General features: G+C 70.7%; 19 protein-coding genes. 6 read left to right on the forward strand and 13 right to left on the reverse strand.

Annotation, left to right across the window (positions count from 1 at the left end; all coding sequences use genetic code 11):
• Positions 1–66: 66 nt before the first annotated feature.
• The 7 genes from PQI07_RS15415 to PQI07_RS15445 form a co-directional block, all read right to left on the reverse strand.
• Positions 67–1083: a 5-oxoprolinase subunit C family protein gene (locus PQI07_RS15415; RefSeq protein WP_043382899.1), complete on the reverse strand. Its 1017-nt coding sequence runs from the start codon at positions 1081–1083 to the stop codon at positions 67–69.
• Positions 1083–1814 carry a 5-oxoprolinase subunit B family protein gene (locus PQI07_RS15420; protein ID WP_043354799.1) on the reverse strand — a complete coding sequence of 244 codons (732 nt, stop codon included), beginning with the start codon at positions 1812–1814 and terminating at the stop codon, positions 1083–1085. The genes PQI07_RS15415 and PQI07_RS15420 overlap by 1 nt, the downstream gene beginning before the upstream one ends.
• Positions 1811–2572 carry a 5-oxoprolinase subunit PxpA gene (locus PQI07_RS15425; RefSeq protein WP_182591765.1) on the reverse strand — a complete coding sequence of 254 codons (762 nt, stop codon included), beginning with the start codon at positions 2570–2572 and terminating at the stop codon, positions 1811–1813. Before PQI07_RS15425 ends, PQI07_RS15420 begins: the two co-directional genes overlap by 4 nt.
• Positions 2573–2600: 28 nt before the next feature.
• Entirely contained in the window at positions 2601–3872 is a 1272-nt protein-coding gene (locus PQI07_RS15430) for an MFS transporter (RefSeq protein WP_053609469.1), read from the reverse strand.
• Between the two features lie 43 nt (positions 3873–3915).
• Complete coding sequence (locus tag PQI07_RS15435; RefSeq protein ID WP_446720979.1) at positions 3916–4737, reverse strand: putative hydro-lyase; 822 nt, start codon at positions 4735–4737, stop codon at positions 3916–3918.
• Between the two features lie 159 nt (positions 4738–4896).
• Positions 4897–5790: a LysR family transcriptional regulator gene (locus PQI07_RS15440; RefSeq protein WP_043348775.1), complete on the reverse strand. Its 894-nt coding sequence runs from the start codon at positions 5788–5790 to the stop codon at positions 4897–4899.
• Between the two features lie 500 nt (positions 5791–6290).
• Positions 6291–7157 (reverse strand): outer membrane protein, encoded by an 867-nt coding sequence (locus PQI07_RS15445; protein ID WP_043758726.1) that lies wholly within the window; start codon positions 7155–7157, stop codon positions 6291–6293.
• A gap of 1225 nt (positions 7158–8382) precedes the next feature.
• On the opposite strand from PQI07_RS15445, the gene PQI07_RS15450 reads away from it, so the two are divergent.
• Positions 8383–9084, forward strand: a complete 702-nt coding sequence (locus tag PQI07_RS15450) for a GntR family transcriptional regulator (RefSeq protein WP_043389194.1) — start codon at positions 8383–8385, stop codon at positions 9082–9084.
• A gap of 10 nt (positions 9085–9094) precedes the next feature.
• On the opposite strand, the gene PQI07_RS15455 is transcribed toward PQI07_RS15450, so the two are convergent.
• Positions 9095–9511 carry a nuclear transport factor 2 family protein gene (locus PQI07_RS15455; RefSeq protein WP_043389197.1) on the reverse strand — a complete coding sequence of 139 codons (417 nt, stop codon included), beginning with the start codon at positions 9509–9511 and terminating at the stop codon, positions 9095–9097.
• Positions 9512–9708: 197 nt separating this feature from the next.
• On the opposite strand from PQI07_RS15455, the gene PQI07_RS15460 reads away from it, so the two are divergent.
• From PQI07_RS15460 to PQI07_RS15475, 4 genes are read left to right on the forward strand one after another with little or no spacing between them, the layout of a single operon-like run.
• Positions 9709–10890, forward strand: coding sequence for an ABC transporter substrate-binding protein (locus PQI07_RS15460; protein WP_043758721.1), 1182 nt, complete (start codon positions 9709–9711; stop codon positions 10888–10890).
• A gap of 8 nt (positions 10891–10898) precedes the next feature.
• Positions 10899–11768, forward strand: a complete 870-nt coding sequence (locus PQI07_RS15465) for a branched-chain amino acid ABC transporter permease (protein WP_043348786.1) — start codon at positions 10899–10901, stop codon at positions 11766–11768.
• Between the two features lie 4 nt (positions 11769–11772).
• Positions 11773–14241, forward strand: a complete 2469-nt coding sequence (locus tag PQI07_RS15470; RefSeq protein WP_274926903.1) for a branched-chain amino acid ABC transporter ATP-binding protein/permease — start codon at positions 11773–11775, stop codon at positions 14239–14241.
• 12 nt (positions 14242–14253) lie between these two features.
• Positions 14254–15144: a polysaccharide deacetylase family protein gene (locus PQI07_RS15475; protein WP_274926904.1), complete on the forward strand. Its 891-nt coding sequence runs from the start codon at positions 14254–14256 to the stop codon at positions 15142–15144.
• A gap of 27 nt (positions 15145–15171) precedes the next feature.
• On the opposite strand, the gene PQI07_RS15480 is transcribed toward PQI07_RS15475, so the two are convergent.
• From PQI07_RS15480 to solA, 5 genes are all read right to left on the reverse strand, one after another.
• Complete coding sequence (locus PQI07_RS15480) at positions 15172–15951, reverse strand: amino acid ABC transporter ATP-binding protein (protein WP_274926905.1); 780 nt, start codon at positions 15949–15951, stop codon at positions 15172–15174.
• 4 nt (positions 15952–15955) lie between these two features.
• Positions 15956–16807: an amino acid ABC transporter permease gene (locus PQI07_RS15485; protein ID WP_043389208.1), complete on the reverse strand. Its 852-nt coding sequence runs from the start codon at positions 16805–16807 to the stop codon at positions 15956–15958.
• Entirely contained in the window at positions 16804–17553 is a 750-nt protein-coding gene (locus tag PQI07_RS15490) for an amino acid ABC transporter permease (RefSeq protein ID WP_179696997.1), read from the reverse strand. Before PQI07_RS15490 ends, PQI07_RS15485 begins: the two co-directional genes overlap by 4 nt.
• Before the next feature lie 37 nt (positions 17554–17590).
• Positions 17591–18433 carry a transporter substrate-binding domain-containing protein gene (locus PQI07_RS15495; protein WP_043348808.1) on the reverse strand — a complete coding sequence of 281 codons (843 nt, stop codon included), beginning with the start codon at positions 18431–18433 and terminating at the stop codon, positions 17591–17593.
• 71 nt (positions 18434–18504) lie between these two features.
• Entirely contained in the window at positions 18505–19668 is a 1164-nt protein-coding gene (gene solA, locus PQI07_RS15500; protein ID WP_274926906.1) for an N-methyl-L-tryptophan oxidase, read from the reverse strand.
• A gap of 203 nt (positions 19669–19871) precedes the next feature.
• On the opposite strand from solA, the gene PQI07_RS15505 reads away from it, so the two are divergent.
• On the forward strand, positions 19872–20828 hold the full coding sequence (locus PQI07_RS15505) for a GlxA family transcriptional regulator (RefSeq protein WP_274926907.1): 957 nt from the start codon (positions 19872–19874) through the stop codon (positions 20826–20828).
• Positions 20829–20834 lie beyond the last annotated feature (6 nt).

Consider the following 20834-nt stretch of genomic DNA (forward strand, 5'->3'; position numbering starts at 1 on the left):
CGGGCCGGGGACTCGGCCGGTGCCGCACTCTATCTACTTGCGTCCCTGAGCGCAGCCGATCTGCGCTCAGCTGCGGCCGTCGGTGACCCCACCGACGAGGTTGAGGCCGAGCAAGAAGTCCGACGCAAAATCCGTGCGGATGACCGGCTCGCGGGGCACCGCCTCGCGCAGGAGATCGCGCTCGGCGCGCCGCGCCGCGACCGCCTCCTCCACCGACACGCGCCGGAACGACAGGCGCGCCCCGCCCCGGACCTGCGCCAGCCGCCCGAGATCCGGTCCGATGACCGTGGCGATCTTCGGGTAGCCGCCGGTGGATTGCCGATCGGCCATCAGGATGATCGGCAGGCCGTTGCCGGGGACCTGGATCGCCCCCATGGCGACGCCGTCGGAGACGATGTCGTGCCCCTTGGCGTGCTTGAGCGGCGTGCCGTCGACGAAGCAGGCCATCCGGTCGCCCCGCGGCGAGACCGTCCAGGGACCCGCCAGGAAGGCCTCGATCTGGTCGGGGGCGAAGTAATCGTCCTGCGGGCCCAGCACCACCCGGATCACCCGGCCGTCGCGGTCGAGCCAGGGGGCGACGAGCCGCTGCGGCGCCCCGTCCAGGGTCCGGCCCTCGGCGACGGGCAGGCGGTCGCCCGCAGCGAGGCCGCGCCCGTCGAGGCCGCCGAGCCCCGAGCGAGTATGGGTCGCCGCCGATCCGAGGACCGGCGCCACGTCGAGCCGCCCAGCGACCGCCAGATAGCCCCAGGCGCCCGCATCGCCGGCCCGCACGACGAGCCTCTGGCCGGGTTCCAGGGTGAGCGCGACCGTATCGGGCAACGGCACCCCGTCCAGCGCGACGCGGAAACCCGGCGCGAGCAGGACGATCCCGACGGTTCCGTCCTCCGCCGAGACGGTGACGCCGCCGGTGGAGATCTCGACGGCGGTGGCGTCGAGGGCGTTCGATGCCGCCCGGTTGGCGGCGGCGTGCATCAGCGGGTCCATGGGACCCGCGGCCGTGATGCCGTAGCGCAGGTAGCCGTGCCGGCCCCCGTCCTGCAGGGTTACGCCGGGTCCGGCGGACTCGATGACGAGGGCGAGCATCAGTGGGGCTCCCCGCGCCGGGCCACCGGCTCGCCTGCCGCCTCCCGGGCTGTCAGGGCGTCGAAGGTCGCGGAATCCACCGGTTCGAAGCGGATCTGGTCACCCGCGGCGACGAAGAAGCTCGGGTCGCGCTCGGGCGCGTAGAGACGGGCCGGCGTCGCGCCGAGCACGTACCAGCCGGTCGGCATCGGCACGGTCGCCACGGCGGCGAGACCCCCGCCGATCATGACGGCGTTGCGCGGATGCGGCGGCCGCGGGCTCGCGCGCCGGGGCACCGCCAGGGCCTCCGGCAGGCCGCCGAGATAGGCGAAGCCCGGCGCGAAGCCGTACATGTAGACCCGGAACGTCGTGGCGGAATGGGTCGACACCACCGCCTCCGGCGACAGCCCGCTGCGCTCGGCGACCTGCGCGATGTCCTCGCCATGCGGAGAAGCGTAGCAGCAGGGCAGGGTCCACAGGGTCGGACTGGACGCGCGCGCGGTCGCGCCCGACACCAGCGCCCGGACCCGTTCGGCGAGCGTCGCGCGGTCGAGCACCAGCGGATCATAGTGCAGCATCAGGGAGCGGTAGGTCGGCACGCGCTCCCGCAGCCCCTCGGGCGGATCCGCCCCGAGGGCGTCGTCCAGCGCCAGGACCCGGTCGCTGATCGCCGGGTCGACCGTGCTGCCGAACTCGACCACGAGGGCCGCCTCGCCGGCGTCGAGAAGCCGGGGCTCCGCGACCGCGCTCACGGCCGGAACGGCGCCAGCGTGACGCCCGCGCCCTCCAGTCGGGTCCGCACCGCGCGGGCCGTGGCGACGGCGTGGGCGGAATCGCCGTGGACGCAGATCGAGCGGATCGGCGTCGGCAGCGTCCGGCCGTCCGCCGTGAGGATCGCGCCCGCCTCGACCATGCGCAGGACCCGGTCGGCCGCCTCGCCGGCATCGGTGATCATCGCGCCGGGCTGGCTGCGCGGGATCAGGAGCCCGGTCGGCGTGTAACCGCGATCGGCGAAGATCTCCTGATGCACATCGAGGCCGCAGGCCTCGCCCGCCGGCACCTGGGCGGTGAGCGCGATGGCGAGCAGCGCGAGGTCGCGGTCCACGGCACGGACGGCCCGGGCGATCGCGTCGGCCACCGGCCGCTCCTCGGCGGCGACGTTGGCCAGCGCCCCGTGCGCCTTGACGTAGGTGATGCGGTGGCCGGCATAGGCGGCCAGCGCCTGGGCGGCGCCAATCTGGTAGGCGACGAGCCGCTCGATCTCGTCCGGGCTGAACGGCATCCGCCGCCGCCCGAAGCCCCAGAGGTCGGGGAAGCCCGGATGGGCGCCGACCGCGACGCCGCGCGCCTTCGCCAGCGCGAAGGTCCGGGCCATGATCTCGGGGTCGCCGGCATGGAGGCCGCAGGCGACGTTGGCCGAGGTGACGATCCCGAGGATCGCCGCGTCGTCGCCGCAGGCATAGGCGCCGTAGCCCTCGCCGAGGTCGGAATTCAGGTCCACGCTGGTCATCGCCGCCGCTCCGCGTGCCGATCGGGTCTCATAGGGCCGCAACGGGCTCCGGCTCGCTCGGATCCGCGCTGCAAGAATCGAGCGCGCGGCCCGCCGTCTCGGGCAACAGAAGCGCCGCGACGATCACGAGGCAATAGGCGCCCGCCGCCACGACGCCGATGGCGATGCCGAGTGTCAGCGAGCCGCTGAGATGGCCCACCACGGCCGGGCAGATCGCGCCCGTGGCGCGGCCGAAATTGTAGCAGAAGCCCTGCGCGGAGCCGCGGATCCGGCTCGGGAACAGCTCGCTCAGGAAGGCGCCCATCCCGGAGAAGACGCCGGAGAGGAAGAAGCCGAGGGGGAAGCCGAGGACCAGCATCACCGGGTCGGTGATCGGAATCAGCGTGTAGGCCAGGACGAGGAGACCGGCGCAGAAGCCGAACAGAATGAAGCCCAGGCGGCGCCCGATGCGGTCGGAGAGCCACGCGCTGGTCAAATACCCGACGAACGATCCGAAGATCAGCATCAGCAGGTAGCCGCTGGTGTTCAGGACCGAGAGGTTGCGCTCGGTCTTCAGGTAGGTCGGGAGCCACGTGGTCACCGCGTAGTAGCCGCCCTGCATGCCGGTCGCCAGCAGGCTCGCCAGCACGGTCCGGCCGATCAGCGGCCGGGAGAAGATGTCGAGGAAGCTGCCGGTATCGCCGACGTCGCGCATGGCGGCGCGCGTCTGCCGGTAGACTTCCGGATCCTCGATGTTGCGGCGGATCCAGAAGATCAGCACCGAGGGGAGGGCGCCGAGCCAGAACAGGATCCGCCACGCCACGGCGGGCTCCGCGAGGGCGAACACGGCCCAGAAGGCGATCGCCGCGCAGGCCCAGCCGACCGCCCAGCTCGACTGGACGAGGCCCACCGCCTTGCCGCGATAGCGGGCCTGGATCGTCTCGGCGATCAGCACGGAGCCCACCGACCACTCGCCGCCGAAGCCGAAGCCCTGGAGCGCGCGGGTGACGAGCAGTTGCTCGTAGGAGTGCGTGAAGCCGCTGAGCACCGTGAACAGGGTGAACCACGCGACGGTGGCCTGCAGGACGACCACCCGGCCGTAGCGGTCCGCCAGGATCCCGGCCGCCCAGCCGCCGATGGCCGAGGTTACCAGCGCGGCGGTGGCGATGTTGCCGGCCTCGACCTTGGTCAGGCCCCAGACCACGACCAGCGTCGGGATCAGGAAGGTATAGACCATGTAGTCGAACGCATCGACGCCGTAGCCCGCGAAGGCCGCGCCCAGCACCCGGCGCTCCGCCGGACTCGTGTCTTTCACCCACATGGCGCAACTCCTTGGCGGACAGGCCGTCATGCGGCCGGGAGGGTCACAGGAACGGCAGGTCGCGGTTGAGGAGGTCGGTGATCAGCATGTGACCGGGCGCGTGGGTGATGCAGAGCGGCAGCCGCGCCGCCATCGCCACCGCCTGGGGGGTGACTCCACAGGCCCAGAAGACCGGGAGCTCGTCGGGCTCGATCGGGACCGGATCGCCGAAATCCGGCCGCGCGAGGTCGCGGATACCGATCAGGCTCGGGTCGCCGAGATGGATCGGCGCTCCGTGGACCGCCGGCATCCGGGCCGTGACCTGCACGGCCTTGATGGCGTCCGCCGCCTTCATCGGCCGCATGGAGACCACCAGGGGGCCGTGGAACGGACCCGAGGGCCGTGTGGCGATCGAGGTCCGGTACATCGCGACGTTGCGGCCGAGGGCGACGTGGCGGAGCGGGATGCCCGCCGCGATCAGGCCGGCCTCGAACGAGAAGGAGCAGCCGAGGACGAAGGTGACGAGGTCGTCCCGCCACACGCCGGTCAGGTCGGGCAGCTCCGCCACGAGTTCGCCGCCCTCGTAGACGCGATAGCCGGAAACGTCGGTGGCAAGGTCGAGATCGCTGCCGAGCGTCGGAAGCGTGCGGGCGCCGGGCTGCGAGACGCCGAGGATCGGGCAGGGCTTCGGGTTCTGCTGGCAGAAGCGGTGGAAATCCTCCGCCATGGCCCGCGGCAGGATCATCAGGTTGCCCTGCGCGTGGGCGGGGACGAGACCCGAGGTGTGACCCCGGAACCGACCCGCGCGAATCGCGCGCCGCGCTTCCGCCGCATCGGCGAAGACAGGTGCTGCGCCGTCGGCGCCCAGGTGCTGGCTCACCGCGATGATCTCCCTGGCTGGTTGTCGAGCGCCGGGCCGGCATCGTCGGCAGCCCGGATTCCGCAAGATCCCGATCGCTTCAGCGATTCATGTCCTGCAGCAACGATCCCATCGCGCCGCAGGGCACGCCAATCGTGATTGCGAATGAGGCGCGATAAACCAGTCTTATCGGCCGGCGGCCCAGGTTTCGGCCACGTCCTGGGCGAGGCGGGCCGCATCCGCCACGAAATGGTGGGCTGGCCGCTTCATGTGCATCGCCGTGAAGGTCAGATTCGAGAGCAGCGGCTCGGCCGGCAGGACGCGGAGGGTGCCCGCGCGGATCTCGGCCTCGACCACCGCCGGCGGGATCACGCAGATCCCGAGGCCCTCGATGCCCATCTTCACGATGGTGGCGAGCGAGGCGCTGGTGTGGATCTGGCTCGGCAGGAGGTTCTCCTGCAGGACGAGGTCGCGCAGTTCGACATAGGGGCTGGTGTTGCGCGGGTAGGTGATGAGCGGATGGTGCAAGAGCGCGCCGAGGCTCAGGGGCGCGTCGCCCGGCAGCAGGCCCGGCGCGGCGATCCACGCGACAGGGGTGCTGAACAGGGCACGGTTGACGAAGCTCGGCAGGGTGATCGGACCCACGAGGAGTGCCAGATCGATCTCGTCGGCGACGAGGGCGGCCTGCATGTTCGGCGAGATGTCCACGGTGATGTCGACGCCGATCCCGGGATGGGCGGCGCGCATGCGCTCGATGAAGCGCGACAGCCACAGATGGACGATCGTCTCGGACACGCCGAGCCGCAGGGTGCCCCGCGTGCGTCCGGTCTCGTGAAGGGCCACGCTCATCTCGTCCTGCAGAGCCAGGAATCGCTCCGCGAAACCCAGGAGGAGACGCCCCCGCTCCGTCAGGGCGACGTCCCGGCTTCGGCGCTCGAACAGCGTGCCGTATTCATGCTCCAGGGCCGCGATGCGCTGGGAGACGGCCGGCTGGGTCGTGTTCACCTTCTCGCTGGCGCGGCGAAAGCTGGAGAGTTTCGCAACCCAGTAAAACACTTCCAAGCTGCGGAAATCCGCCATCCCGCGATTGTCCCGCTCCGCCGTCGTGGCCGATCATATCGCGCCCTCGCGCGCTGGCATGCAAGCCGTCGGCCCTCGCGTATCGGCGCGGGATCACCCCGTCCCGCCGCGAGGTCCGCCCGCCCGGATGACAGGGGCGCGGTTCAGGGCGATGGAAATTCCGAAAGCCAGGCGCTCCCGTGGCGCTTCGGGCGGCATCAATCAGCGCAGGCGCGAAGCCTGAGGTCCGCGTGAAATCCCTTCCAGAAGCACCGACAAGCGCCCGACATCGCGAGCGGAATGCTCAGGTGTGGGCGCAACGGTTTCGGGCGGCCCCACACATGCGGAAACCCCGGGAGCGGAATGCTCCCGGGGTTTTGTCGACCTCGCGACCAGGTTGATCGGGCTGGGATGCAAGGGTCGAGCGAGGGGCATCGCCATCCCGCGGCGACCGGCATGCAGAGGACCAGTCCCATGCCAAGTCTCCGCGAGGGGCGATGGCCCCTCGAGTCACGCTCGGCTTAGTACGAGCCGAACTTGTAGTTCAGGCCGGCGCGGACGACGGCGAACTCGGTCTTGGCGGCGGCGCCGTTGAGGTAGGCGGTGCCGTTCGGGGGCAGGAGGTTGCCGTAGAAGACGCCGCCGGCGGAGTTCTTCTGGCGGTCGAGGCTGACGTACAGGCCTTCGACCTTCAGGGTGACGGCCGAGGAGCGGAAGAAGTTCAGGAAGGAGTCGGTGGGCAGGGCGTACTCGACGCCGCCGCCGGCGGCCCAGCCGGTGCGGAAGCTGTCGCGGAAGCGGTTGCCGGAGAAGTTCTGGTCGTCCTGGCCGGATCCGTAGGCGAAGCCGCCGGTGCCGTACACGAGGGTGCGGTCGAAGGCGTAGCCGAGGCGGCCGCGGACGGTGCCGAAGTAGTCGAGGCCGTTGCCGCTGGTGGCGACGAAGGCGGGCGGGTTGGAGAAGGCGACGCCGGGGAAGCCCAGGAAGCTGTAGTTCTGGGTGGCGTTGGCGCGGCGGGCGAAGTCGACGTACTGGGCGTCGGCCTCGAAGCCGATCACCACGCCCGAGCCCGGCGTGAACTGGTAGTTGTAGCCGATCTGGGCGCCGCCCGAGAAGCCGTCGTTGTTGTTGCGGTTGTTGACGCTGACGACGCCCGAGGTGCCGGGGGAGTTGATCAGCGAGCCGCCCGGCAGGGCGTAGCTGGTGGTGTTGCGGCTGTTGGCGTCGAAGCCGTAGCCGGCGTTCACACCGACGTAGAAGCCGGTCCAGGTGAACACCGGCACCGGCGTGAACACCGGCGGCGGCGCAGCGCGGCGCGGCAGGTCGGCGGCGGACGCCGCGGCCGTGAGAGCGGTGAATGCAGCCAGAGAGGCCAGGATCTTGGTCATGTCCGTGTTGGTTCCGTTAGCAGCGTCTGCTGGTCTCGACGTATCAGGCGCGCGATCGGGAAGATGTAGCTCGCCGGCAACACTTGGAAATTCGCGCGCGTCCCGATCTCGGCATCCTTAACGGTTCTATACCGCAGAAATGTTACTCAAAGACGAACAGGAAGATCTATCGTCGTCTACGAGTTGTCCTCTGAGCCGCGGCGCGCAGGATTGCGCCGGCCTGCGTTTGGTCGGCGTGCCTGACCAAGCAGCCTGGAGGCCTGCTCCAATGCCTTCACCGCTCCCTTGCGGCGCGTGAGTTCGGCGGTCTGATGGTTGTCGCCATCGATGAAGAGAAGGGCCGGCAGGACGATGACCGCACCGACTGTCGTGGCGACTTGGTCGCTGCGGCGCTTTTCATCCTGCGGCCCAACCGCCTGTGCCGCCCGCGCGGAGACCCGTCCCGCCTCTTCGCGGATCTGCGCACAGGTTAAATGGCTGAGCTGAATCGGCGAAACCGACGTCGCCGCGACCTTCTCGTCGTGTGTTTATGCGGGGATCCTTAAGATACGGTCCAGATATCGGCTATGGCGTCGTCTGCAAAAATCGGCCGTTATCAAATTACAGGGACGAAAAGGACCAGCCATGAAATAGAAATTTATGTCGAATAACGTTCTGGCCGGGTCGATCTATCGCGATCGTGTGACCGATCGCACGGGTTGCACCGGGACGGCTGGACCGATGACGGATGACTTCCAGACAATGTTCGGGCCTCCGAGCGGCATTCCCGCGGCTCCTCGCCGGTTGCGACGCGGACTGTCGTTGCGCGGACCTCGATGGGCGGTCAGGCTCGTCGAACATGGCGCGTGCCGAGGGGGCATATCCGGGGACGAATCGGAACGCCCCGGGCTTCGCCGTCGACCCGCCCGCCGGCGGCCCGCCCCTGCCGCTCCGTGATCGTTCGCGGCTCGATCCGGGCCGCCGGCGGGCGGGCGCCGCCTGCGGGATCGGACATGAGCGCCGGACGACCCGCTCCGCCCGGATCCCCTCCGCGTTCGGCGCAGCCCACCGCGGTCCCGCTGCCATCGATCCGGTGGCGCTGGCGTGACCGTTGCACCTGAAGGTCTCCATCGGCAAAGACCCTGCCGCGATACGTCTCCGAACGCATCGAAGCGTCTCGCGACCGAGAATGGACCATGACGCACCAATGCGCAGAGGTATCGGCGATCGGCCGCGGACGGCATCGATGAAGGCGGCCGACGAAGGCGATCGCGTGGGCGCCATCTGCCAAGCCCTGCGCCGGGCCATCGTGGAACGGGCGCTGGCCCCCGGCGACCGCCTGCCCGAGGATGCCCTCGGCGAACGGTTCGGCGTGAGCCGCACCATCGCCCGGCAGGCCCTGTTGCGGCTGGCCGGGGAAGGCCTGGTCGACCTCCGCCGCAATCGTATCGCCGTCGTGGCGACGCCGAGTTGGGAGGAGGCGCGTGACACCTTCGACGTGCGCCTCGGCCTGGAGCGGCTCGTGGTGCGCCGCCTCGCCGGACAGCTCAGCCCCGAGCAGCGTCAGATTCTGCTGGATCAGATCGCCCGCGAGGAGGCCGCCCGGGGCGGGCCCGAGGCGCTCTCGATCCGGCTCGCGACCGAATTCCATCTGATGCTCGCCGAGATGACCGGCAGCGCCGTGCTGACCCGGTACGTCGCCGAACTCGGCTATCGCTGCGCCCTGATCCTGTCCCTCTACAGCCGGCCGCATTCCTCGGACTGCGCCGTGAGCGAGCACCGCGACATCGTCGCCGCCCTGGTCGCGGGTGATGCCGAACGCGCCGCCGCGCTCATGGACCACCACCTCGATGCGGTCGCCGAGCGGGCGCGCATCGTGCCCCCGACCCCGCGCGAGCGCGATCTCGGACGCCTGCTGGCGCCCTACGTCGCGGGCGGCGGAGCCTGAGCCTTCGGCGTCAGGCCGTGAGGCCGTGCTTCGTCAGCAGACGCTCTGCGCTGTCGTTCCAGACCTCCATCCCGACGATCAGGCCGTCGCGCACGGTGAAGCGGTCGACGTAGCGGTTGCCCTCGAAGGGCGTGCCGTCCGGCCAGGCGCCGTAGAGCGTCCCGAGGCTGTAGACCGTCGTGACGCCGTCGCCCGGGACCACGTCCAGCCGCTCCATCCGCTTCTTCACCCAGGCGTAGCGCCCGGCATTGAAGGCCGTGACCTCGGACGGATGGTTGAAGACCCGCGCGCCGGTGAACACGATCCGGGTGCCCGGCGCCATGTAGCGGGCGGCCGTCTCGGGATCCGGGACCATCGAGGCCTCGAGATAGGCGGTGACGTTGGCGGCGTCGCGCGCGGTCGCCGCGCTGTGGGTCACATCGGTCATGGCAGGCCTCCTGTCGGCCCTAACGTGCCGCAAAAGGCCGGTCCGTGCATGCAGGAAGTGTATGCACTTTGACACGCGATTGAGCACATTATGCCTCCTAAGGTGCACGCACGCGGCGCCGGGAGCGGCCGAGCACCGGAATCTCGCTGGCATGGAGGTTGCGGTCTTCTGGGGCGACCCGCCCCCGGAGACACGCCATGGCCTCCTTCCTGCCCCCGACCCTGCGCCGCTTCGCGGTGACGACGAGCGCGCTGCTCGGCCTCGCGGTCTCGACCGCGCAGGCGGCCGACACCGTCAAGATCGGCCTCGTGACGGCCCTGAGCGGCCAGTCCGCGAAATCCGGCGAGGCCATCTCCCGCGGGATCGGGCTCGCCATCGACGAGATCAACGCCAAGGGCGGGGTGCTCGGACGGCCCCTCGAGCTCGTGGCCCGCGACGACGAGGCCAACCCGTCCAAGGGCGTGCTGGCGACCCGCGAGCTGATCCAGCGGGTCGGCGTCGTCGCGGTGGTCGGCGGCCTCGACACGCCGGTCTCGATGGCGATCGTGCCCATCGCCAACCAGATGAAGGTGCCGTTCATCGGCCCCTGGGCGGCCGGCACCGGCATCACCCGCAACGGTGCCGCCGACAATTACGCCTTCCGCGTCTCGGCGGTCGACGCCCTCGTCGACGAGGCGCTGGTCGCCTACGCGGTGAAGACCTACGGGGCGAAGAAGCCCGGCATGATCCTCGTCAACAACGCCTGGGGCGAGTCGAACCAGAAGGGCCTCAAGGACGCCCTGCAGGCGGCCAACCTCCCGGCGGCGGGCATCGAGAAGTACGAAGCCAACGACGTCGACATGGTGCCCCAGCTGTCCAGGCTGAAGGAGGCCGGGGCCGACGCGCTGTTCCTCGTCGGCAATGTCGGTCCCTCGGCCCAGGTGGTGAAGTCCCTCGACCGGATGGGCTGGTCGGTGCCGGTCGTCTCGCATTGGGGGCCGGCGGGCGGCCGCTTCGACGAGCTCGCCGGCCCGAGCGCCGCCAAGGTCCACTTCATCCAGACCTTCACCTTCGCGGGCAACACGTCGCCGAAGGCGAATACGGTGCTGGACGCGCTCAAGGCCAAGTACCCGGCGATCAAGTCGATGGCCGACGTCACCCCCGCCGTCGGCATCGCCAACGCCTACGACGCCACGCACTTGCTGGCGCTCGCCATCGAGGCCGCGGGTTCCACCGAGGGCCCGAAGGTCCGCGACGGCTTCTACAAGATCGGCACCTATCCGGGTCTGATCAAAACCTACGACAAGCCCTTCGCCCCCGGCCAGCACGACGCACTCGGCCCGAACGACTACGTGTTCACCCGCTTCAAGGACGGTGAGATCGTCGCGGTGACCAACTGAGCCCCGCGATGCTGACCTCCATCCTCGTCAGCGGCCTCGGCCTCGGCAGCATGTACGGGCTCGTGGCGCTCGGCTTCCACGTCACCTACGCGGTGTCGGGGACCGTGAACTTCGCGCAAGGCAGCGTCGTCACCCTGGGCGCGGTCCTGGCCTACGCGCTCGGCGTCACCCTCGGCTGGCCGATGCCGGCCGCGATCGTCCTGGCGCTCGCCGGCTGCGCCCTGTTCGGCCTTGTGGTCGAGCGGGCGCTGGTCCGTCCGTTCGTGGCCCGCGGCTCGGATGCGTGGCTCCTGGCGACGGTGGCGGGGGGCATCGTCCTCGACAACACCGTGCTGTTCACCTTCGGCAAGGAGCCGCGCAGCCTGCCCTCGCCGCTGGCGACGAAACCCGTTGAGATCCTCGGGACCGGCATCTACCCGTTGCAGCTCGTGATCCCGGTGGTCGGGATCGCCCTGGCCTTCGCGATCCGCACGGTGTTCCGCCGGACCGATCTCGGCCGTGTCCTCCTCGCCGTGGCGCAGAACGCCGATGCCGCCCGCCTGATGGGGATCGACGTGCGCCGCACCGTGGCCTGCGCCTTCGCGCTCTCGGCGGTGCTGGCCGGCATCGCGGGCCTGCTGATCGCGCCGCTCTTCTCGGTGTCGGCCGAGCTCGGCACGCTGTTCGGCATCAAGGCCTTCGCGGTGGCGATCCTCGGCGGCATCGGCTCCGCCACCGGGGTGATCCTGGCGGGGCTGCTCTACGGCCTCGTCGAGGCCGGCGTCACCGCCACCCTCGGCTCGACCTACACGCAGCTCGTGGTGTTCTCGGTGATCATCCTGGCCCTCACCCTGCGCCCCGACGGCCTGCTCGGCCGCGCCGCGGTCAACAAGGTCTGACGCGATGCCGTACCTGCGCTCGGCTCCGGTGACGCGGCTTGGCATCGCCGGCCTCACCGCCGCCGCGCTCGGCCTCGTCGCGCTGACCGCGGGCTACAGCCACTTCGTGATCGCCCTCGTGGCGCTGACGACGGTGGCGGGGGTCGGCCTCAACGTGCTCCTCGGCCTGACCGGGCTGATCTCGTTCGGCCATGCCGGCTTCTACGCGATCGGCGCCTACGCGAGCGCGATCCTGACGCTCCAAGGCGTCAGCTTCTGGCTGGCACTCCCGGCGGCGGCGCTGATCGCGGCGCTCGTCGGCGGCCTCGTGGCGGTGCCGGCGATGCGGGTGAAGGGCCCCTACCTCGCCATGCTGACGATCGCCTTCGGCTTCATCGTCGAGCACGGCCTGATCGAGGGCGGCGAGCTGACCGGCGGCCAGAACGGCTTGGTCGTCACGGACGCGCCGACGCTCCTCGGCGAGCCGGTGAGTGCGGCCGGGCTCGCGGTGCTGGCGGTGCTAGCGGCCGGCGCGAGCCTCGCCGGGTTCGACCTCCTCGCCCGCAGCCGCCTCGGCCGGGCGATGCGCGCCGTGCGCGACGCCGACGTCGCGGCCGCGGCGCTGGGCTTCGATCCGGTCCGGGTGAAGGCCCTGGCCTTCGCGATCTCCGCGGCCCTGACCGGCCTCGCGGGGGCTGTCCTGCCGCCGCTGATGCTGTTCATCGCGCCGAGCTCGTTCCCGTTCTCGCAGTCGATCCTGTTCGTCCTGTCGGTGATCGTCGGCGGTGCCGGCACGGTGCTCGGCCCGCTCCTCGGGGCGCTCGTCACCGTGCTGCTGCCGGAGGCGCTGTCCGGCCTCGCCGAGTACCGCCTGCTGTTCTTCGGGGTCGCGACCCTCGCGGTGCTCTGGCTGGTGCCCTCGGGGCTGGTCGGCAGCCTAGCCCGGCTGCTGCCCCGCGGCCGCGCCGCGCCGGCCGCCGGGGACAGCGAAGAGGTGTCGCTGCCCGGCACGACGGCGCGCGATCCCCTGGTCCTCGAGGGCATCGGCATCCGTTTCGGCGGCATAACGGCTGCGGAGCGGGTCGACCTCACCGCTCAGCCGGCGGCGGTCACCAGCGTGATCGGCCCGAACGGGGCCGGCAAGACCACCGTGCTGAACATGATTTCGGGCTTCTACCGCCCGACCGCCGGGGCGATCCGGCTGGGAGGACGCGACCTCGCCGGGCGGCCGGCGCACGTCGTCGCCCGCGCCGGCATCGCGCGCACCTACCAGACCACGCGCCTGTTCGGCTCGCTCCCGGTGGTCGACAACGTCGCCCTCGGCTTCGCGCCGGGCCGGCTGTGGCGCCGCGCGCGGGCGCAGGACCGCGCGACGGCCGCGTCGCTCCTCGCGTTCGTCGGCTACCGGGGCGCCCTCGACCGCTTGGCCGCCGAATTGCCCCATGTCGACCGGCGGCTCGTGGAGATCGCCCGGGCGCTCGCCGGCGGCCCCACGGTGCTGCTTCTCGACGAGCCCGCCGCCGGCCTGTCGCGGGCCGACACCGACCGGCTGGCCGGCCTGATCCGCCGGATCGCCGACAGCGGCGTCGCGGTCGTCCTGGTCGAGCACGACATGCCGCTGGTGATGGGCATCTCCGACCACATCCTCGTCATGGATGCCGGGCGCCCGATCGCACGCGGCACGCCCGCCGAGATCCGGCGCGACCCGGCCGTCCTGCGCGCCTATCTCGGCGGCGCCGACACGCCCGCCCGGCCGCGAAGCACGCCGTGGCAGGGGCCGGCGGATGCCGTCCTCTCCGTCCTCGACCTGACGGCCGGCTACGGCGCCGCGCCCGTCCTCGATGGCATCCATCTCGACGTGCGGCCGGGCGAGACCGTCGCCCTGCTGGGCGCCAACGGCGCCGGTAAGTCCACGGCCATGCGGGCTCTGGCGGGACTGCTGCGCCCGGTGGCGGGATCGATCGTGTTCGACGACCGGCGCGTCGAGGCGCTGCCCGCGCACCGGATCGCCCGCAGCGGCCTCGTCCTGGTGCCGGAGGGCCGACAGGTCTTCCCGGAGCTCAGCGTCGTCGAGAACATCCGCCTCGGCGCCTTCGGACGCGGGACGCCGATCGACCCGGCCGAGGTCGAGCGCCTGCTCGACCGGTTCCCGCGGCTGCGGGACCGGGCAGCGAGCCGGGCGGGCCTGCTCTCAGGCGGCGAGCAGCAGATGCTGGCCATCGCCCGCGGGTTGATGGCGCATCCGCGCATCCTGCTCCTCGACGAGCCGTCGCTGGGCCTCGCCCCGGCGATGATCAACGCCCTCTACGCCACCGTGGCCGAACTGCGCGACGAGGGCGTCACCATCCTGATCGTCGACCAGATGGCGGCGCTCGCCCTCACGGTCGCCGACCGCGGCTACGTGCTGGAGCAGGGCCGGGTGGTCGCGCGCGGAACCGCCGCGGCGCTGTCGGCGGACAAGGGGCTGGAAGCGGCCTATCTCGGTGCGGCGTAACAGGGTCTCCACATGGACACGAATGCGGGCCACGGCCGCTACAGCTTCAGCGCGCTCCCGGACCGGCCGGTCTACGACTGGCCCGAGGGCAAGCGCCTCGCCGTCTATGTCGGGCTGAACCTGGAGACTTTCGCGTTCGGCGAGGGCCTGGGCGCCGAGCTGGCGCCGGGCGGCCCGCAGCCGGACGTGCTCAACTACGCGTGGCGCGACTGGGGCAACCGGGTCGGCGCGTGGCGGATCGCCGAGATGCTGGACGCCCTGGCGATGCCCGCGAGCGTGCTGGTCAACAGTAACCTCTACCGGGACTGCCCCGGGCTGATCGAGGCGTTCCGCGCCCGCGGCGACGAGATCGTCGGCCACGGGCGGACCAACGCGGAGCGGCAGGGCACCCTCGACGAGTCCGCCGAGCGGGCCCTGATCGCCGAGACGACGGCGGTGATCGCCGCGCAGGAAGGCCGCCCGCCTTCCGGCTGGCTCGGCCCCTGGATCTCGCAGTCGCGGGTGACGCCCGACCTGCTCGCCGAGGCAGGCTACCGCTACCTGCTGGACTGGGACCACGACGATCAGCCCACGTGGTTCGCGACCCGCAACGGCGGCCGGATCCTGACGGTGCCGTACCCGCAGGAACTCAACGACATCCCCGCCATCGTCGCCCGCAAGGAGACGGGCCGCCAGTTCGCGGACGCCATCGTCGACGCCTTCGACGAGATGTTGGAGCAGGCGCAGGCCGCGCCCCTCGTCATGGGCATCGCGCTCCACCCCTACATCGTCGGACGACCGCACCGGCTGCGGCCCCTGCGGCGGGCGCTCCAGCACATCGCCGACCACCGCGGCGGCATCTGGCTCACCACCGCCGGGGCGATCGCCGACCACATCGTCGCGCAGGAGGCCGGGCCGCGCTGACGCGGCCCCAGTCCGGGCCGGGGGGCCTCAGAGCACCTGCGACAGGAACCGGCGCGTGCGCTCGTCCTGGGCGGAGGCGAAGAAGGTCGCGGGCGGGCCGTGCTCGACGATGACGCCGCGGTCGGTGAAGTAGATGTGGTCGGCGACGTCGCGGGCGAAGTTCATCTCGTGCGTGACGAGCATGCAGGTCATGCCCTCCTCGGCGAGTTCCCGGATCGTCACCAGCACCTCTTTGACCGTCTCCGGATCGAGGGCAGCGGTGACCTCGTCGAACAGCATCACGTCCGGCCGCATTGCCAGCGAGCGGGCGATGGCCACGCGCTGCTGCTGGCCGCCGGACAGCTCGCCGGGATAGGCGTTCTCCTTGCCGGCCAGCCGGACCTTGGCGAGGAGCGCCCGCGCCCGCGCCTCGACCTCTCGCTTCTCCTGACCGAGGACGTGGATGGGAGCCATCATCACGTTCTGCAGCGCGGTCTTGTGCGGGAACAGGTTGTATTGCTGGAACACCATGCCGACCTTGCGGCGCAGCGCCAGCTTGTCGAGCCGCGGATCGGTGACGTCGATCCCCTCGACCTCGATCGAGCCCGCGGTGACCGGCACCAGCGCGTTGATGCAGCGGATCAGCGTCGACTTGCCCGAGCCCGAGGGGCCGATGATGCAGACGACCTCGCCCTTGCGGACGTCGAAGCTGATCCCCTTCAGCACCTCGAACGTCCCAAAGGACTTGTGCACGTCGGCGATGCGGACGATCGGCTGATCGGGCGTCCAATTCGGGGACGGGGTGGCGGCCGGGGTCGCGCGCATCATGGTCTCAGCGGGTCTCGAAGCGGCGTTCCAGAGCGGCGGTGAACCGGTCGATCGGGTAGCAGTAGAGGAAGAAGCAGAGCAGGGCGAAGCCGTAGAGCGGGGCGAACAGCTCGGGGCGGCCGCCCTCGGCGGCGTGCACCTGTGCGGTCAGCGTCAGCATCTCGGTGACGCCGACGATCGACGCCTGCACCGTCGCCATCGCGATCAGCGAATAGACGTTCATCCAGGGCGGCAGCATCCGCTTTGCGCACTGGGGCAGGATGATGCGCCACATCGTCTGCCGCCGGGTGAAGGCCAGGGATTCGGCGGCCTCCCACTGGGTGTTCGGCACCGAGCGCACCGCGCCGCGGACGATCTCGGCGACGTTGGCCATGACCGGCAGGCTGAAGCCGAAGGTCGCCTTCACCCAGTCGGGCAGCGGCACGCGGAGGCCGAACACCGTGATCTGGAACGGCACGAGGAACATCACGAAGAACAGCAGCACCAGCCAGGGCACGTTGCGGAAGACCTGCGTGGCGCACCACGCGAGGCGGGGCAGGATCCGCCCCTCCGCCAGCATGGCCAGCCCGAGCCCGATGCCCGCCACCGTGCCGATCGCCATCGCCATCAGCGAGATCGCGACGTTGAAGGCGAAGCCCGTGAGCAGGAGCGGCGCCCACTTGATCACGACCTCCAGCGGCGACAGCGCGGCGGCCCCACCCTGCGCCCAGGCCGGGACGGCGACGAGGGCGAGCCCGGCGAGCAGCCAGAGATGGGCCGGGCGCAGGCGCGACGCTGCGCGGTCCTTTGGGAGCGCGAACGGCAGGAGGACCGGCAGGTCCCCCGGTCGCCGGCCCTGCGAATCTGGGGCGCTCATCGGCCGTATCCCGGGATGCGCAGGGCGCGCTCCCAGCGGTGCATGATCCAGACGAGCACGCCGACGAGGACCGCGTAGGTCGCCAGCAGCACCAGCATCATCTCCAGGACGTTCTGCGACTCGGACCAGATCTGCTTGACCGCGTACAGGGTCTCCGGGACCGCGATGGCGTAGGCCAACGTGGTGGTCTTCAGGAGGTTGATGAGGTTGTTGTTCAGGGCCGGCAGGCATACGCGCAGGGCCAGCGGCAGGACGACGTACCGGTAGGCCTTGAAGCGGGTATAGCCCAGGGCCTCGGCGGCCTCGACCGTGGTCCGGGGCACGGCCTCGATGCCGGAGCGGAAGATCTCGACATTGAACGCGCCCGCGAACAGCGACAGCGAGATGATCGCCCACTGGACGTTGTTGAGGATCGGCGCGCGCAGGCCGTCGGCCGAGCGGATGTCCGGGAGCAGCGTCCCGAGGCCGAAGTAGAAGAAGAAGATCTGCACGAGCGGCGGCGTGTTGCGGAACACCACCACGAAGCCGTTGACCAGCGCCCGCAGGACGCGCGACGGCCCGCTCTGCAGGAGCGCCCCGACGGCGCCGATGACGAGGCTCGCCAGGATGGTGCTGATCCCGAGGATTAGCGTCATCCGCAGGCCGGCCACGTACCGGTCCCAGTCGTAGGGATCGTAGAAGATTGTGAAGTTGAAGCCCGTGGTCTCGTAGAGCTGCTGGAACCACGCCTGGATCGTGGCGATCATCGCGGGTGAACGCCCGGCTTCGTCGTGCAGGCGCGCATCAGTTGGTCGCGTTCTTGTACTTCTCGTACATCGCCTTCGAGTAAGCGGTCGGCTCGATGCCCCACTTCTTCTCCTCGTTGACGATGAAGCCGGTCTTCATCCAGTCCTTGGTGGCGTCCTCGACCGCGGCTTGGAGCGTGGTGTTGCCCTGCGCCACCGCCATCATCCACGGGGCGTCGAGGATGCCCTTGAGCGGCAGCGCGTAGTTAGCCTTCCAGTCGTCGTCGAGCAGCTTACCCTGCAGCATGCTCTGGTCGTAAACGTAGCCGATGCAGTTGCCCTGCTTGAGCGCGAAGAGCGGCTTCTCGGATCCGTCGAAGGCGACGATCTCCGCCCCGTAGGTCCGCGCGACGTCCTTGTTGTACCAAGCCCCCGAGGTGGCGCAGACCGGCTTACCCTTGAGCTGCGCCCAGTCGGTGATGCCGGACGACTTGGGCAGCAGGACGTTGACGAAGTCGGAATAGTAGTTCGGGTCGATCGCCTGGACGACGCGGCGGCGCTCCGGCTTGTCCGAGAGGGTGGCGATCAGCAGATCGACCTTGCCCTGCTGCAGGAACTCGATCCGGTTGGCCGAGACGACCGGCACGAGTTCGAGCTTCACGCCCAGGCGCTTGGCGAGGTCGGCGGCAAGGTCGGGCTCGAGGCCGATAATCGTCCCACTCGGGTCGCGGAAGCCGAACGGCTTGTAATCCGCCTTCACGCCGACGATCAGCGTCCCGCGCTTCTTGATCGCGTCGACGCCGTCGGCGGCCGTGGCCCGGCCGGGCAGCGCGACGGCCGAGAACGCCGCGAGCGCGGCCAGCGCACCGGTCGTCAGAAGGGTGCGGATCGTGAGGCGCATCGGATCTTTCCTGCTCGGGTCAACCGATCTTGGCATGGTTTCTAGCAATCCACGAGCCATTAGCCGGCGCATCAACTGAAACGTGCCAAGGCGAAGGGCGTGAGATCGACTGTGCCGCCGGTCCCGGCCAGTTCTGCCGCGACGGCCTCGCCGATGCCGGCCGAGTGCTTGAAGCCGTGCCCCGAACAGGCGGAGACCACCGTGACCCGGTCCATCGCGGGATGCCGGTCGATGATGAAGCCGCGGTCGGGGGTCACCGTGTAGACGCAGGCCGCGGCCTGGACGACCTCCGGGGTCGCGCCGGCCACCCGGTTCGCGACGCGCAGCCGGTACATCTCGGCGGATTCGGACAAGTCGACGCGGCGCTCCACCCCGTCTGCACTGGTAATGGTGTCGTACTGCTCCGTGGCGACCTTGATGGACCCGTCGAGCGGCGGGAAGCCGTAGAGGTATTCGGTGTCGCCCGTCCCGTACATCCAGATGAAGACCGGCGAATGCGGCCCGTAGGCGGTCTCGTCCGCCAGCGCGTACCAATGCAGGAGCTGACGGCGGACGGTCAGGAGCCGGTCGAATGGGCTCCCGAGCAGCGGGGCCGTCCAGGCGCCCGCGGCCACGACGGCGCGGTCGGCCAGGATGGTCCCCTCCGCGGTGTCGATACGGACGCCGCTCCCGTCCTGCTGCAGCCCGACCACCGCGCAGTTCGTGCGGATCTCGGCGCCCGCGGCCCCCGCGCGGCCGAGCTGCACCGCGAGGCAGCGCTCCGGGAACACGTAGCCGCCGCCCGGCTCGTAATAAGCCTTCTCGTCGCCCGCGAGGTTGAGGAATTGCGGGAACCGGCGGGCCACCGCCGCACCGTCGAGCACCTCGTGGGCGATGCCGGCCCCCTGTGCCGCGCTAATCGAGCGTCCGACGAAATCCGGCTTCCCGTGATGGGACGAAGTGCCGTGGCCGGGTGCCATGACGAGGGCGCCGCAGGCATTTAGCAGGGTCTCGCCGGTCTCGGCCTCCAGCTCGCGCCAGATGCGGTGCGAGGCGGTGACGAAGGGAACGTAGTCGGCGCCCTCACCGACCGCCTGCCGGGTGATCCGCGTCTCGCCGTGGCTGGACCCGAGCGCGTGGGGCGGCGCGAAGCGGTCGAGCCCGATGACCGCGGCGCCCCGCTTCGCCAGCTGGTAGAGCGCGGCGCTGCCCATCGCGCCGAGTCCCAGAACGGCGACGTCGTAGCGGCGGCTCACGGCCGGCACTCCTGGAGGCTGCCGGGACGGGACGCCGCCGCAGCGCGGAACGGGGGCAAGTCGGCAGGTCGAGGCATCCGGAGGCGGTCTCGCGCGGCACGGGAAGACGACACACAGGATGATGGATGCCAAGCATCGCGTTTGACCAGGACGGACGGTTTCTTGCACGGCTGAGCCGTGTGAGGCCGGAGAGCGCTGGCGGAATGGATGCAGAGACCGCAGATTCACCGCAGGAGATCGGCTTCATCCTCGTGCCTGGCTTCGCGCTGATGTCGTTCGCCTCGGGCTGCGAGCCGTTCCGCGCGGCCAACGATCTCGCCGGGAGACCGCTCTACCGGCTGCGCTACTTCGGCGAGGCGGAGGGCCGGGTCGCCGCCTCGTCGGGCGCGGAGGTCCCCACCGAAGCGCTGCCGCGCCAGCGCGGCCATCTCCATACCCTCTTCGTCTGCGCGGGCGGCGAGCCGACCGGGTGGGACAGGCCCGAGATCCACGCGACCCTGCGGCGGATGGCTCGGCTCGGCGTGCGCATCGGCGGCATCTCGGGCGGTCCCTACCTGATGGCCGCGGCGGGCCTTCTGGCCGATCGCGCGTTCACGCTCCACTGGGAATATGCCGGCGCCACGGTCGAGACCTTCCCCGACGCGCGCCTGAACCGGGCGCGCTACGTCGCCGACGGCGATCGCCTGACCTGCGGCGGCGGCGTCGCGCCCCTGGAGATGGCCCACGCCCTGATCGCCGAGCGCATGGGTGAGGCCTTCGCCCGCCGCGTCTCCGACTGGTTCCTCCACACCGCCATCGGCGCCGCCGACGACCCGCAGCGGGCCTCCGCGGTCGAGCGCTATGGAATTCACCATCCGGCCCTGCTGACGGTGCTGGAGACGATGGAGAAGACGGTGGAGGCGCCGCTCGGCCGCCTCGCCATGGCGCGCCTCGCGTCCATCAGCCCACGCCACCTCGACCGGCTGTTCCTCGAGAAGCTCGGGTTGAGCTTCTCGGCCCAGTACAGGGCCATCCGCCTCGCCCATGGACGGCGTCTGCTGCGCCAGAGCCCGCTCCGGATCGGTGAGATCGCAACCGCCTGCGGGTTCGCGAGCGCGGCCCATTTTGCCCGCTGCTACCGGTCCCAGTTCGGCTGCAGCCCGTCCGCGGAGCGAGCGTGACGACCG

The sequence above is a fragment of the Methylobacterium sp. 092160098-2 genome (assembly GCF_028920805.1).
In the GTDB taxonomy this organism is placed as follows: domain Bacteria; phylum Pseudomonadota; class Alphaproteobacteria; order Rhizobiales; family Beijerinckiaceae; genus Methylobacterium; species Methylobacterium fujisawaense.